This window comes from Clostridium sp. CS1-1 (assembly GCF_056135525.1).
Window position 1 is genome coordinate 3,441,289 of sequence record NZ_CM148680.1, and the last position, 13,700, is coordinate 3,454,988.

General features: G+C 30.7%; 12 protein-coding genes. 2 read left to right on the forward strand and 10 right to left on the reverse strand.

Translation table 11 applies throughout. From position 1 onward, the window contains the following. The first annotated feature begins 203 nt into the window (after positions 1-203). Positions 204-719 carry an FMN-binding protein gene (locus AC0N0V_RS16225; RefSeq protein WP_474459240.1) on the forward strand — a complete coding sequence of 172 codons (516 nt, stop codon included), beginning with the start codon at positions 204-206 and terminating at the stop codon, positions 717-719. A 169-nt stretch (positions 720-888) separates the two neighbouring features. On the opposite strand, the gene AC0N0V_RS16230 is transcribed toward AC0N0V_RS16225, so the two are convergent. Continuing rightward, positions 889-1,677, reverse strand: a complete 789-nt coding sequence (locus AC0N0V_RS16230; protein ID WP_474459242.1) for an FMN-binding protein — start codon at positions 1,675-1,677, stop codon at positions 889-891. A 226-nt stretch (positions 1,678-1,903) separates the two neighbouring features. Between AC0N0V_RS16230 and AC0N0V_RS16235 the strand changes: the two genes are divergently transcribed. Continuing rightward, a complete protein-coding gene (locus AC0N0V_RS16235; protein WP_474459244.1) occupies positions 1,904-2,689 on the forward strand; it encodes a Cof-type HAD-IIB family hydrolase in 786 nt (261 codons plus the stop codon). Positions 2,690-2,840: 151 nt separating this feature from the next. On the opposite strand, the gene AC0N0V_RS16240 is transcribed toward AC0N0V_RS16235, so the two are convergent. From AC0N0V_RS16240 to AC0N0V_RS16280, 9 genes are all read right to left on the reverse strand, one after another. Beyond that, on the reverse strand, positions 2,841-3,632 hold the full coding sequence (locus tag AC0N0V_RS16240; protein WP_474459246.1) for a methyl-accepting chemotaxis protein: 792 nt from the start codon (positions 3,630-3,632) through the stop codon (positions 2,841-2,843). Positions 3,633-3,867: 235 nt separating this feature from the next. Next, positions 3,868-4,500, reverse strand: a complete 633-nt coding sequence (locus tag AC0N0V_RS16245) for a cyclase family protein (protein WP_474459248.1) — start codon at positions 4,498-4,500, stop codon at positions 3,868-3,870. Between the two features lie 26 nt (positions 4,501-4,526). Continuing rightward, positions 4,527-6,041 (reverse strand): glucose-6-phosphate dehydrogenase, encoded by a 1,515-nt coding sequence (gene zwf / locus AC0N0V_RS16250; protein ID WP_474459250.1) that lies wholly within the window; start codon positions 6,039-6,041, stop codon positions 4,527-4,529. 37 nt (positions 6,042-6,078) lie between these two features. Beyond that, positions 6,079-6,975, reverse strand: coding sequence for a phosphogluconate dehydrogenase (NAD(+)-dependent, decarboxylating) (gene gnd / locus AC0N0V_RS16255; RefSeq protein ID WP_474459252.1), 897 nt, complete (start codon positions 6,973-6,975; stop codon positions 6,079-6,081). A gap of 380 nt (positions 6,976-7,355) precedes the next feature. Continuing rightward, entirely contained in the window at positions 7,356-8,036 is a 681-nt protein-coding gene (locus tag AC0N0V_RS16260) for a deoxynucleoside kinase (protein ID WP_474459254.1), read from the reverse strand. A gap of 210 nt (positions 8,037-8,246) precedes the next feature. Next, the gene (locus tag AC0N0V_RS16265) at positions 8,247-8,402 is read right to left on the reverse strand and encodes a hypothetical protein (RefSeq protein WP_474459256.1); all 156 of its coding nucleotides are present in this window, start codon (positions 8,400-8,402) and stop codon (positions 8,247-8,249) included. A 165-nt stretch (positions 8,403-8,567) separates the two neighbouring features. Next, complete coding sequence (locus AC0N0V_RS16270; RefSeq protein ID WP_474459258.1) at positions 8,568-10,232, reverse strand: putative ABC transporter permease subunit; 1,665 nt, start codon at positions 10,230-10,232, stop codon at positions 8,568-8,570. Further along, positions 10,225-10,950 (reverse strand): ABC transporter ATP-binding protein, encoded by a 726-nt coding sequence (locus AC0N0V_RS16275; protein ID WP_474459260.1) that lies wholly within the window; start codon positions 10,948-10,950, stop codon positions 10,225-10,227. The genes AC0N0V_RS16270 and AC0N0V_RS16275 overlap by 8 nt, the downstream gene beginning before the upstream one ends. Before the next feature lie 220 nt (positions 10,951-11,170). After that, positions 11,171-13,612: a VIT and vWA domain-containing protein gene (locus tag AC0N0V_RS16280; RefSeq protein WP_474459262.1), complete on the reverse strand. Its 2,442-nt coding sequence runs from the start codon at positions 13,610-13,612 to the stop codon at positions 11,171-11,173. Positions 13,613-13,700 lie beyond the last annotated feature (88 nt).

Below are 13,700 nucleotides of genomic sequence, written 5' to 3' on the forward strand. Positions count from 1 at the left end.
TTACATATCGTCCACATCTGATAAATTTATTTTGTACAATAAACTGTAGTAGATTTATAAAGTTAAAATTGTGAATTTTAATTATCCATGTCTCTTTGCTTTTAATCCAATGTAATCTAATACAGTTGACGAATTATTATCAAGTTTGTATAATATAACTGTAAATTAAACCATTTTATGTTAATTATAGGAGGTGGGGACTTATGTTAAAGATTAGGCTACTTTCGGCAATAATTGGCTTAACATTGATTTCAGGAACCTTATCAGCATGTAGCTCCAATCAACAGGCTGCGAAGCCAACTAGTAGTGAACCTCAAACAACTAAGCAAGCAGATACTTCTGGAAAACTTACTGATGGTACTTATAAAGTAGAGTACGATAATTTTGACAGTCATGATTATAAGGGGCAACTGGAGCTTACTGTAAGCGGGGGCAAAATTACTGCGGTTAAGTATGATGAAGTAAAAAAAGATGGAACACTAAAATCTCAAGATGCCCAATACAAAACTCAAATGGAGAAAACCTCCAAAACTTACCCAGAGAAGGCATATGGCGAACTTAAGCAACAACTTATTACAAAGCAGACTGCAGATCTTGATGTAGTAACTGGTGCTACAGCTTCATCAAATAACTTTAAAGGATTAGTTAAATATGCCATAGATGAAATGGCTAAAAAGGGTGTGACTACTCCAGCTAAAATACCTGCTGCAAAGCAATAGGTAATATAGAAGTATACCTCTATGTGATTTATAGAGGTGTATTTTTTATTTCAATGCCTCACAGCATGTTTTTTGATCAAAAAAATTTTAGTTTACTACTAAAAACAAAAGTACCCTAGCGTGTAATTACATACTAAGATACATTATAAATAAATTTCTCTAAAGACTACTATTTTGTAGGAACAGTAACTTCAACACGATTTTCATAAGCTTTTTTGATCGCACCTATAAAATCACCATGTGCATCCTTAAGGCTCATGGTTGCTCCTGATGTTACGTCTGCAAGCTGCTTTTTCTCTTGATCAGTAAGCTTAGAATACTTTTCCTTATCTTTGTCATTTTTCGAATCAGCCTTTAACGGACGTCCATTAACGTCAGAAGTATTTTTAGCAAACCATTGTTCAATTTCAGCTATGGTTTTTCCCTTAAAGAATTTTTGATAGAAATCAGCCTGTTTATGCCAATCATTATTATAGTTCATACCATACTTATCACCACGTTCGCGCTTTGTTTTCCAACCGTTAACTTCTGCAGCAATACTTTCATTAGTATTATTAGAAACACTAGATACATTTCCACTAGCATGATCAGTTACATTATAACCTTGTGTTCCAGGCCATCCAGAAAAATGCGGCATACTTTCGCCATCATAATTAGGTGTACTCACTTCCAATGAGTCGAAGTAAACATTAATAATTTTACCATCCTTATCAAATATGGCATTAGCAGTTAAATAAGTAAAGGTGTAAACCTGTACGTCTTTCTTATCCTTTCCTGGCCCAACACGGAAGGTTGGAATCTGTCCTAATCCTTGGTATACCTTCATCTCTGTACCTTGTGCTTGCTGAGTTGTTTGGTTTGTTGCCTGTGAATTCTGCTGACTTGAACTACATCCAGCTAAAGCACCTGAAAGCATTGTCAGTCCTAAAACAGCAGTTATTATTTTAACTTTTAACATAAGTTCCCACCCCCAATACTTTTTGTATCTTTTACATAACAATTATATTATATAATTTCAAGAATAATCGGTCAACCAACTTATTCCATTTTTTCAGTTAATACCCATGTTAGCCACGAATAGAAATCATTTAGTATATTTACTTTTAGTAATTAGAACATAGATTTTTTAATAATTTCATAATATAATGATACAGTAATTACTAAAGAGAGGATGAACTTCATTTATGATAAAACTTATTGCAAGCGATATGGATGGCACATTATTAAACGAACATGATAAGCTAAGCAAAGAAATATTTGATATAATAATTAAGCTTAAAGAAAAAGGAATATTGTTTGTTGCTGCCAGCGGTAGACAATATTATAATCTTCTAGATAAGTTTTCTAAAGTTAAAAATGATGTAATATTTGCAGCAGAAAACGGAAGCTATGTTGTTTATGAAGGCGAGGAATTGTACTCAAATATATTAAGTGAAAAGTCAGTTAAAGAATTTATTGAACTAGGTAGAAAAACTGAAGGTTGCGAGATAGTACTATGCGGTAAGAAATCTGCATATATTGAAAAGGATTATAAAGAATTTATTCATCAAGTTGAAAGATATTACTTAAAGTGTGAAATAGTAGATGACTTAAATGATGTTAAAGATGATATTTTAAAATTTACTTTATGTGATTTTAAAGGTTCTGCTGAAAATTCAAATCATGTATTTGTACCAGCTTATGGTGGTAAATTTAAGGTTACTGTATCTGGCAAGTACTGGTTAGATATTATTAATAATGATGTAGATAAAGGCATTGCAATTAAATATTTACAAGAAAAATTTAATATAAAGCCTGAAGAAACGATGGTATTTGGAGATTATTTCAATGATGTAGAAATGCTCAATTCAGCATATTATAGTTATGCAATGGAAAATGCCCCTGAAGAAGTGAAAAAACATGCTAGATTTGTTGCTAAGAAAAATACAGAAAATGGTGTGATAGATGTCATAAAGAGAGAAGTCCTTTAACACTACAAATGCAAATAATAAAATAAAAACCTCAACTTAGTTACTTATAAAGTATCTAAGTTGAGGTCTTTTATTAATCTTTAACATTTTATGTATAATAAAGTCCTATCACTCTTTATTGATAAATAGGTTTATATGACTTTAAATAATACTAGCCTGTTTCCGTTACTAATTTGTCTACAGCTTTGTTAACTCCTTCAGAAGCCTTCACCTGTGATTCAGAAAGATTATTTAATCTGTTTGTCTGTTCCTTAATATTCTTAATTTCCTCAGATAACTGATTTAGCATTTTGCTAATCTCCATGCTAAAAGATCTATTGCTTTCCGCAAGTTTCTGAATTTCTGATGATACTACAGAAAAACCTTTACCATATTCTCCAGCACGTGCAGCCTGAATCGCAGCGTTAAGTCCTAGTATTTTAGTATGCTTGGTCATTTTATCTACATATTTAACTATTTCATCAGTTTTCTTTATATAATCTGCTGAATTTTGAGTTGAGGCATTTAAACTATCACTGACACCATGAATATTTTCCACGCTAACTGTTATTTCTTTTAACTGATCCTGAATTACAGTAGAAGTATCACATATTATATTCATGCTGTTATTAAGTCTTTTAAGACTCTCAATATCATTTTTAACTAAAGTTATTATAAGTAATGCTGCCTTTGAATCCAGTATTGTGCACTTCTCACTAAACTTTTCAAGCAACAGGTTAGAAACATTTTTACTCCCAGTAACTTCAATTATAATATCAGTGCTACTACTATTTATATCATCTATTGACTTACTACATTGAACTCCTAATTGCCGAGCTAGCTTTACCCCTGGTGCCTCAGTATCTCTATCTATAACCATACTTATTTTTATATCTTTAATATTACTGAACGACCGAATAATGTTATATCCTCCTTGACCAGCTCCAACTATGACTATGTTCATAAAATTCCCCCTATTATATATACTCTCAACCTAACAATCTTTAAACCTAACTTACCATCACAAGCTAATTGTATAGCAATTTTTTCAACAATTCAATATTACAGATACAAGTATTATTAAAATTCATATAGAATTTTTTATTCAATTTAATAAAAAATCAAAACTCCTCCACACCTAATTATGGAAGAGTTTTGTTTTTATCCCAAACTTTTTATTTGTGAAATATTATAATTTTCTACTTAACATCATTAATTTCAATTAACACTGCTCTTGTTGGTGCAGCTTCTGCATTATCTATCTTAAGTGGAGGTGCACAGAGCACATATTCTCCTGCTTTAATATCTTTAAGTCTCAATCCCTCTATTATGGTAATTCCAGACTTCATTAGAATCTTGTGTGTTTCATGCTCAGGCTGGCTTCTCTCGATTCCCAGCCCATCAGTTCCAACACCCTTTATTCCCTTTTCCTTTAGATATTCTGCTGCACTTTTTTCTAAATATACAAAATCAAAATCAAATTCCTCAATATAGGAATTTCTAGTTTTAAATATTATAAAATCTCCTTTTTGTACACTCTTATTTTCTAAATCCTCCCTTATAATTTCCTCTTTAACATCAGTTAAATCAATAACCTTACACTTCGTTATCACCGTATTTAAATCAAGGCTTTCAATTGTGCTCCCATCTTCAATCATATGAAGAGGTGCATCAACGTGAGTTCCTGTATGCATATCCATTGAAATTCTAGATTCGTAAGCACTGCTATTAGAAAAATCCTGCATCACCTTTAAATTTGGTCTTTTCTCTTCTCTATTCTTATAAACCATCATATCATGATGTATATTCATCGAAATATCATAAATTTTCATACTTACTCCTTTACTTCTTAAAACTTCTATTTTCTAGCACAAAAGCTATTAGACTCTACATTCCACCACTTTCTATTATCTCTTGATAATAATAAGTCTGCTTCCTCAGGTCCACTACTTCCAGCTGCATAATTAGGAAAATTGACTTTTTCATTTTTCCACGCTTCTAAAATACTATCAACAAACCTCCAAGAATATTCCACTTCATCCCATCTTGTAAATAGTGTAGAATCTCCTTTCATAACATCAAATAATAGTCTCTCATAGGCTTCAGGAGTATTGCTCTCAAATTCACAATTCTGACAAAAATCCATTTGGAAAGGAAGAATATTATTCCTTGAACCCGGCTCTTTACCATTGAACTGAAATACCACACCCTCCATAGGGTTAACTTTTATTGTTAGCAGGTTAGGTTGTAAATCATCATTTTCTTTGAAATATAGGATATTAGGTAACTCCTTGAACTGCACAGTTATTTCAGTAGACTTTCTGTCAAATCTTTTGCCACTTCTTATATAAAAAGGAACTCCAGCCCACCTAAAGTTTTCCACATGCATTTTTAAAGACACAAATGTTTCAACATTTGACTCTGGTGACACATTAGATTCACTCCTATATCCAGACACTTCTTTGTTATTAATCTTCCCTACTCCATATTGTCCTCTTACTACATTTTCCTTAATATATTTTGGCGTTAGGCTTTCAAGTGATTGCAGAACTTTTACCTTTTCATCTCTAATATGTTCAGTTTGAAGACTTGGCGGTGGTTCCATTGCTGTTAGGGTTAGAAGTTGAAGTAAGTGATTTTGAATCATATCTCTAAGTGCTCCTGAATTCTCATAATACCCCCCTCTATTTTCAACTCCTACAGTCTCAATGGCAGATATTTGAACATTATCTATATACTTATTATTCCATATAGGTTCAAATATAGAGTTAGCAAATCTTATAATCATTATATTTTGTATCATCTCTTTACCAAGATAATGATCTATTCTATAAGTATTTTGCTCTGTAAATACATCAGTTATCTTTTTATTTAAGTATTCAGCTGATTTCAAATCCCTGCCAAAAGGTTTTTCGATAACCACTCTTTGCCATCCTACTTTATTTTCCGCTAAACCATAGGTACTTAGTTTATCTACAATAATTTCAAAATACTCTGGTGCTACAGCAAGATAATGCATTCTATTTCCTTGCGTATTATATTCTTTGTCCAGAGTTTTTAGAAATTCATTTAGCTTTATATATCCTTCGCTATCATCAAAATTAAATTTATTATAATATATCCTATTTTTAAGAGCATTCCAAATTTCATTGTCAAACTTAAAGCGCGAAAACTTTTGTATAGATTCATGTATTTGATTTCTATACTCATCATGAGATAAATCTCGCCTTCCGATAGCCACAACTGCAAAATTTTCTGGTAACATTTTTTCATTTAAAAGATTATAAATTGCAGGCATTAACTTTCTGTGTGTAAGATCTCCAGTGCCTCCAAATATAGTCATAATACAAGATAAATCTTTACTTAGCTCCAATTAAAATCACCATCTTCCCAAAAATATAACGTCATCTCTACTTTTTAGCAACCGCATGACCACCAAATTCATTTCTAAGAGCTGCAACAACTTTTCCTGTAAAAGTATCTTCTTGTTCTGAACGATATCTCATAAATAAGGATTCTGTAATTACCGGTGCTGGAACTTTAAGATCTAACGCCTCTTGAACTGTCCATAGACCTTCCCCAGAAGAATACATGACTCCTTTAATAGCATCGAGATTTGGATCTTTACTAAAGGCACTTTCCATAAGCTCCATTAACCATCCTCGAATAACGGAACCATTATTCCAAACCCTAGCAACTTCTTTATAATCTAAATCAAACTGACTTTTTTCCAATATCTCGAATCCTTCACCCATAGCCTGCATCATACCATATTCAACACCATTGTGAACCATTTTAACAAAGTGTCCAGAACCATTCTTTCCCGTATGCAAATATCCATTTTCAATACTTATATCTTTAATTAATTGTTCTAAATGTTTAAAAACCTCATCTTCCGCCCCAATCATTGTGCAAGCACCATTTCTAGCACCTTCAATTCCTCCGCTAGTTCCTACATCTGCAAAATCTATTTCTTTTTGTTTTAACTCCTTATATCTCCTAAGTGTATCTTTGTAGTTCGAGTTTCCACCATCTATTATTATGTCATTCTTATTTAGCAATGGTACAAGCTGCTCTATCATATCATCCACTATCTTACCGGCAGGCACCATAAGCCAAATTGTTTTTCTACCGCCTAATTTGTTAATAAGTTCCTCTATACTATAGGCTCCAGTAATGCCTTCTTTTTCTGCTTCTTTTACTTTTTCTGCTGTTCTATTAAAAGCTACTACCTTATGTCCTTTATCTCTCATATTTAGCGCAAGGTTAAACCCCATTCTACCTAAACCAATTAAACCTATTTCCATAATTTTCGTCCTCCATAATGATTATTTAAGATACTACAATATAATGTATATTTTAAGATTAAATTCATAAGAATATACTTTTATATTTCTCACTTATAGTTACATGTATACTAGTTCACCTAATAAAATTACATAATTTATTTTCTAATACTTTGATTATTAATTTTTAGATTATTATACCATATTTTGTTGTTAATTCAATAATAATTTTCTATTAATTATTTTAATTGAATAATTATTGATATTTATTAAGTTGAGCTTAAACCTCTAGAATTTAGTATATGCCTATCCTAGAAATTTGTTAAAAGTTTTAAATTTATATTAAATAAAAAAAGAACATAGAGTATCTCTTACCCTTATGTTCTAAACGCAATCACTAATTATATTTCAGTATCTAATTCATTAAGCTTATTTCTAATTAGAGAAATAATATACTCTCTATCATTCTCATTATGTACATAGTCAAGATTGTCCACATTTATTACAAGTAGTGGCGATAGATTGTATTCACTAAAATAATCTTCATATTCCTTATTTAGCTTCTCCCAATATTCTCTTTCTACCACTTGTTCGTAGTCTCTTCCCCTTAGCTTGATTTTTTTAATAATATTATCTGTACTGCACTTAAGGTATATCATAAGTTTTGGTGCTTGAACATGCTCAAGCATATTAGCTAAAAGCTCCTTATATAAAGCATATTCCTCAAGTTCCATTTCCCCGCTATCAGCAAGCAGCTTGGCAAATATTACATCTCCATATATGCTTCTATCCATAACAGTTCCATTAATCTTAGCTGCCTCCTTAAGCATTGCAAATCTCTTGTTTAAAAAGAATATTTGCAGTGGAAAAGAGTAACGTTTCCTATTATGATAAAACTTATCTAATAGAGGGTTGTCTGTCACAGGTTCTAAAAATGGAGTGTAGTTAAACTCCTCCTCTATTATATTCATAAGACTTGTTTTCCCTGCCGCAACACAACCATCTATTATCATTGAATTCATTATTTCTTCTTCCTTCCCAGTCTTTTTTAATAGTTCAAAAAATTCCCTGTATTCATTCATCTTTATTCCTCCCGGTAGTTCAAATCCTAATTGCAATACAACTATAAACTTTTTTCTTACGTGGTCATTTCATTATATATTAAATATTATTAATAAATAAGGTCTTTATATAAAATACAAAAAATTCTTTAATTCTTTAAATTTGAAATATAAAATATCTTCACGAAAATAAATCCTCCAATACTTAACTGGAGGATTTACTAATAATCTTTAGGTGCACTCTAACTCTACTCTATATTTATTTATAGTTTCATTGCTTAAACTTCCAAGTTCTCTAAACTCAATTTCTATCATCATAATTACGTCACTTGGAAGCTTTTCGTTATTTAATTTAAAAATAATTGACTTTGTTTTTAAAATAAGCATATAATCAATCCTTATTAAATTTAAATTTTATAAATCATTCAACTAATTAATTTTATTTATAATTTATATATAATATGACTTCTAAGTTAAAAATTAATTTAACTTGTAGAATTTTTATAACATTATTTGCATTGTTTCCCACTATAAATATCAGGATATTTTTTTCTACCCTTGAACCCTCTCAAATATTCCTGCTCCCTTAGTAATCATAAACTTATAGAGTAAAAAATCTAAGATTATAAATACCACACAAAGAACAATTCCCACAGTTAATGCATAAGACTTGAATCTTATAACCAGAAACCCAATTGCTCCAGCACCAATTATTCCAATTATTAAATTTATAACTACATTAAAATTCTGTTTTACTGCTTTAACTTCATTATCCCAATTTAACTTTGGGAAGTTCAAATCAATTAGAAGCCCAATTAAAGATACAAATATTATACTTGGTAAAGAAACAAACAATACTATTAAATTTAAATAAATTGACGTTCTTATGATTATAGCCGCTGTTAAAATTATCACTAATACAGATGCAGTACTTATGATTATTCCTGATAATAGCTTTGCAGTAAGTTGACTTCCATAGCTTACTGGAATATATTTGCTTATAAATATACTTTGACCTTCTCTTGATATAGCTGTAGACGTTATGGCATTGCTAGAGCCTAAGAAAAATCCTACTGCTAGAGATAACCCTAAGCTTATACTTATTACACTTGGGTCAGCAAGAAAAGCAGATGCTTTTCCTATATTGTTGCATAATTCAGGTTGAGTAAAAATTGGTATAAGCATAAATATAGGCCATAAAAAATTCATCAAAATGCAATTCATAAAATAGATGGGAGTTCGAAATAAAATTTTTAACTCTTTAATTGTTAACGCTTGGATTGAATGTCTCTTTACAACCAACTTATTTAATTCCTTATCTGTAAGCTCCTTTCTTTTTGAAGAGGTTTCAGAGATTCCAACTACTCCCCTAAAATATAATTTTTCGCCTAAGTTTAAAAATACAAAGACTACAACCAAAGTAATTCCTATAAATAAAAGCACATTTGTAAACCCTTGAAAACTTCCACTAAAAATTAGTCCCTTGGCTGCTATTGATGCCCCTGGAAACATTCTATTTGAAGTTTGTATTAATGAGTTATTTCCTTCTGTCATCATTTTAAGTATCTCTTCAGGATTACTTGAGGAAATCTGTAACTTCTGTATGAGTATATTAATTCCTACTGCAAAAAACATACTAGCAATTCCGCCTAGTATCTTTAGTTTATCTTTGTATTTCCCTACATTTGTAAAGCTCATAAATATCATATTTATTAAAGATGCTACTGTTAACGGTATTATAGGTAATATAAGAAATAGTATTAATGAGTAAATGTAATATAGTAATCCTGAGCCACTTTTCACACCATAAACAATTAATAGTGGAAGTAGTAGAACAAGTTCTGTTAAAAACTCATAAAATAGTGCTACTGTAAATTTTGCTCCTAAAATCTCCGATGGCTTAAATGGTAACGGGAGAAGTATCTCTATATCCTTAGCAAAATATAGTACATTTAAGGAATAGAAAATACCAAAAAAGAATATAAATACGCTTACGAAGGATATTCCTACTGCAAGAATTAGTCCCTGCTGATTTATTCTAAGTAGAAGATCATAGGAACCTTCGATGAAATTAATGATCAGAAATACAGTTGGTGCAAAGGCAGCTGCTAAAACAGCCCACATAATTATATTCTTCATTCTCTTCTTCTTATCTGCATTTAAGGAACCACTACCATTTTTTAATAGCACCTTTGTTAAAGCTATATAATTACGCATTTTCAGTCATCTCCAAGAATATATTTTCTAAGGACTTATCATCCCTAAATTGTTCTTTTAATTCTTCAAAGGTTCCACAAAATAATATCTTTCCCCTATTTATAATAGCAAATTTATCGCATATTTTTTCTGCTACCTCTAATACATGTGTGGAGAAAAACACCGTATTTCCAGCATTCACATGCTCTCTCATCATTTCCTTTAAAATATAAGCAGATTTTGGATCCAACCCTGTCATAGGCTCATCTAGTATCCATACCGATGGATTATGAACAAGTGCCCCCATTATAATAATCTTTTGCCTCATGCCATGGGAATAACTTTGAATTTGATCTCCTAAAGCTTTTGTCATTTCAAATCTTTCTGCCAAATTCTTTATTCTCTCTGTTCTTTTCTCACTTTCTACATCATATATATCTGACATAAAGTTTAAATATTCTATGCCTTTAAGTCTTAAAAACATATCCGGGCTATCTGGCACAAATCCAAACTGTTTCTTAGCTTTTATTCCATTTTCCTTTATATTTACTCCATTTATACATATACTACCACTATCCGAATTTATGATTCCTGTGATCATTTTTATAGTGGTTGTTTTTCCTGCACCATTAGGTCCTAAAAATCCAAATATGACTCCATCAGGAATATTTAGGTTTATATTATCTACTGCATTTGTCTTACCATTATAACTTTTGTTTACATTTCTTAACTCTATCATTTTAAATCCTCCAAAAATAAACTCATATTATATTAGTTCATCCTACAAATACTCACTCTAATACTCCCTCTTTGGAAAATATGGAGTAAAGAGTAGATAATAATAGGATAAATCTTGTTTATTATATTTGTTATATATAATATATAACAAATATAATAAACATTCAAGATTTTTTAAAATAAAAGTTCAGGATTAATATAACCCTGAACTCTTATAGATGTTATAGATCCTTTAAAGCCTTTAGTACTGCTAGTTTTGCCATACTGTAGATAGAATTATTTTCTTTTGTTATTACTATATTTTCATTAATACTCTTTCCATCTTCACTAACATTGAATAGTGAAATTACATTTTTCTTAAAGGTGAAATCTGTTAAATTCTGTAATGTGTGTCTTGCACCGATTGAATCATTTAATACTATCTGCAAATAATTTATAGTTTGCTTTGCTTTTTCCATGTTTTTGTCTTTTAGTATTTTCTTTTCCATAGCTCTATCTAAGGCTAAAGCTGTCATTTTAACAATCCTATCACTTATTTTGGTATTCCCACTTACAATTTTGTTATATATAAACTCCACAGACTTGTTCAACTGATTAAAGTATATATCTGTATCCTCGTCGCCTATACCAAAGGCAAGAAGTACCATAGCAGTAGTTTCAAGTTTATCTTCAGTATTGCTATCCTCGTAGTCAACAAAGGCACCATCTGCAAGTTGATTTTTTGCAATTATCCTTAAAAGCTTTTCGCTTGGATACATTCTATCTAAATACATATTATGATCTGTTATATTTTTAGAATCTTCTTCCTCTGTTTCTCCGCCATAAGATTTATATAAAAACCCTAAATGATCGTTATCTTTAAAATCTTCCATATCTATCTCATCCGCTAGAGTACTTTCCTGTACCTTTATAGGGATTATGTCTCTAAGCTCTATACCCATTACCGGTTCATATCTTAACTCCATAAATATAAATGTAGTTTCAGGACTTATAATTCCATGATTTTTAGATAGTTCAACTACTTTTCTTCTCATGGACTCTCTTACTTCTCCACGCTCAGCTAACATGTTTAACTCTATAGATTTTATTCTCTTTCTTGCCCATACCTTTTTTAGAAGATTAGCATTCTCCTCTGTATTAAAGTTATCTAAATTTATTTTCTTTATATATTCCTTACCGTCAACTATTCCACTTATGGTTATCTCTCCACTTACTTCTCCAATTACCTCTGCAAATATTGAAAAAGGTTCTCTATCATACATATAATCAATGGTTCTTGGATAAGTGCTTTCGACCTTTAAAGTTCCCCAATCAATTTTAATATCATCAACCTCAGGATTTTGAATTCTTGTAAATTGTTTAAGCACCACATCTTCGATTCTTTTTCCCTTGTTTATGAACTCCGCTTTACCAAAGCTCTCATGTGCAAGCTTATTCAAGAAATAATTATTAGTAGAAGAATCTATTCCAAAGGTAAATATTCTGTTATCTCCTATATTTTTTGCAACATAAGACAATATTTCCTCTTCTTCTTCCACTTGATCATCAGTGAAAATTAGAATAGTATTATGTCCTCCTTCATTTTCAAGACTATATTTGATAGCCTCAAAAATGTCCGCATCTTCCTCTGTTTCAAGGCTATCTATCCATGCAGAAGCTTTTCTTAAATTATCTGCATTAAATTCAGCCATACCTTCATCTACAAAATATCTTAGTTTATCTCCCATAGCAATAATATCAAATGTATCTCCCTCTGAAAGATTTCTAATACAAAGCTGTAGAGCATTTTTCGCCTGTTCAAGCTTACTTCCCTTCATTGTTTCAGAGATATCTATAAGAAAAACAAAGCTTTCACTTACATCTTCTTCAAGCTGATCTAGTCTTGGAACCATTCTAAGATAAACTATTCCTTTTTCTTGCTCTCCTTCTTTATACTCATAAATCATTCCATCAGCTTCAAGAGGGTTTTGTTCCTTCATAAAGAGTATGAAATCTCTGTCCATTGAATCATAATCCTCTTGAAGGTTAATTCTTGCTATTGTATCGCCCTGTCTATCAACATTTATCTTATGATAAGGTGATTTAAATTCTAGACTACAGAGGGATTCTACTAGGATATTGGTCTTAAATTCAAATTCTGTTTCATTATTATCTTTCATAAATTTTCTCATTATAGTATTTTTAACGTTATCTATTATTGAATCCTCTTCTATTCTCTTTGGTTCAAAAACTGCTGGTATTTGAAGTTTAAAAGTATTATCTTTATATTCTAATTCATCTATGTAGGATAGCCTAATTTTTACTATTTCTCCAGATATAATTTTTCCTATACTAATTTTGAATACATTGGGCTTAAATTCCTCCAAAAGGAATGCACTTTCATCTCTATTTTTTACATTTTCATAAATCTTAATTGCTTTGGCTTTTTCCTCTACAATTGCCTTCAGAGTCCTTCCCCCTATTTCTGCTTCAAAACCAGATATTATTGCTGTTTTAGGTATTGGAAATATATACTCTGCCTCAATATCATCTTCACCTTTGTTTTCATAATTTTGGTTAATAGTTATTTCTGCGTAACTTCCACACACATTACCACTTATACCAATTCTTTTTAAAATCATACCTTCAGCGTTACCTTTAAGTTCTTTTATACCATATACCATTTGAAAAACCACCTTTTATTTCCATTTGTTTAATTATACCAAACTTTTGCTATATATAGTATTAACATAAATTGAATATTTAATTTAT

What these genes read in the sequence shown, in the direction of transcription:
- AC0N0V_RS16235 (WP_474459244.1), top strand. Translation starts at nt 1,904, where the DNA reads ATGATAAAACTTATTGCAAGCGATATGGATGGCACATTATTAAACGAA.
- AC0N0V_RS16240 (WP_474459246.1), bottom strand. Translation starts at nt 3,632, where the DNA reads ATGAACATAGTCATAGTTGGAGCTGGTCAAGGAGGATATAACATTATT.
- gnd (WP_474459252.1), bottom strand. Translation starts at nt 6,975, where the DNA reads ATGGAAATAGGTTTAATTGGTTTAGGTAGAATGGGGTTTAACCTTGCG.
- AC0N0V_RS16280 (WP_474459262.1), bottom strand. Translation starts at nt 13,612, where the DNA reads ATGGTATATGGTATAAAAGAACTTAAAGGTAACGCTGAAGGTATGATT.
- AC0N0V_RS16225 (WP_474459240.1), top strand. Translation starts at nt 204, where the DNA reads ATGTTAAAGATTAGGCTACTTTCGGCAATAATTGGCTTAACATTGATT.
- AC0N0V_RS16270 (WP_474459258.1), bottom strand. Translation starts at nt 10,232, where the DNA reads ATGCGTAATTATATAGCTTTAACAAAGGTGCTATTAAAAAATGGTAGT.
- AC0N0V_RS16275 (WP_474459260.1), bottom strand. Translation starts at nt 10,950, where the DNA reads ATGATAGAGTTAAGAAATGTAAACAAAAGTTATAATGGTAAGACAAAT.
- AC0N0V_RS16260 (WP_474459254.1), bottom strand. Translation starts at nt 8,036, where the DNA reads ATGAATGAATACAGGGAATTTTTTGAACTATTAAAAAAGACTGGGAAG.
- AC0N0V_RS16265 (WP_474459256.1), bottom strand. Translation starts at nt 8,402, where the DNA reads ATGCTTATTTTAAAAACAAAGTCAATTATTTTTAAATTAAATAACGAA.
- AC0N0V_RS16230 (WP_474459242.1), bottom strand. Translation starts at nt 1,677, where the DNA reads ATGTTAAAAGTTAAAATAATAACTGCTGTTTTAGGACTGACAATGCTT.
- AC0N0V_RS16245 (WP_474459248.1), bottom strand. Translation starts at nt 4,500, where the DNA reads ATGAAAATTTATGATATTTCGATGAATATACATCATGATATGATGGTT.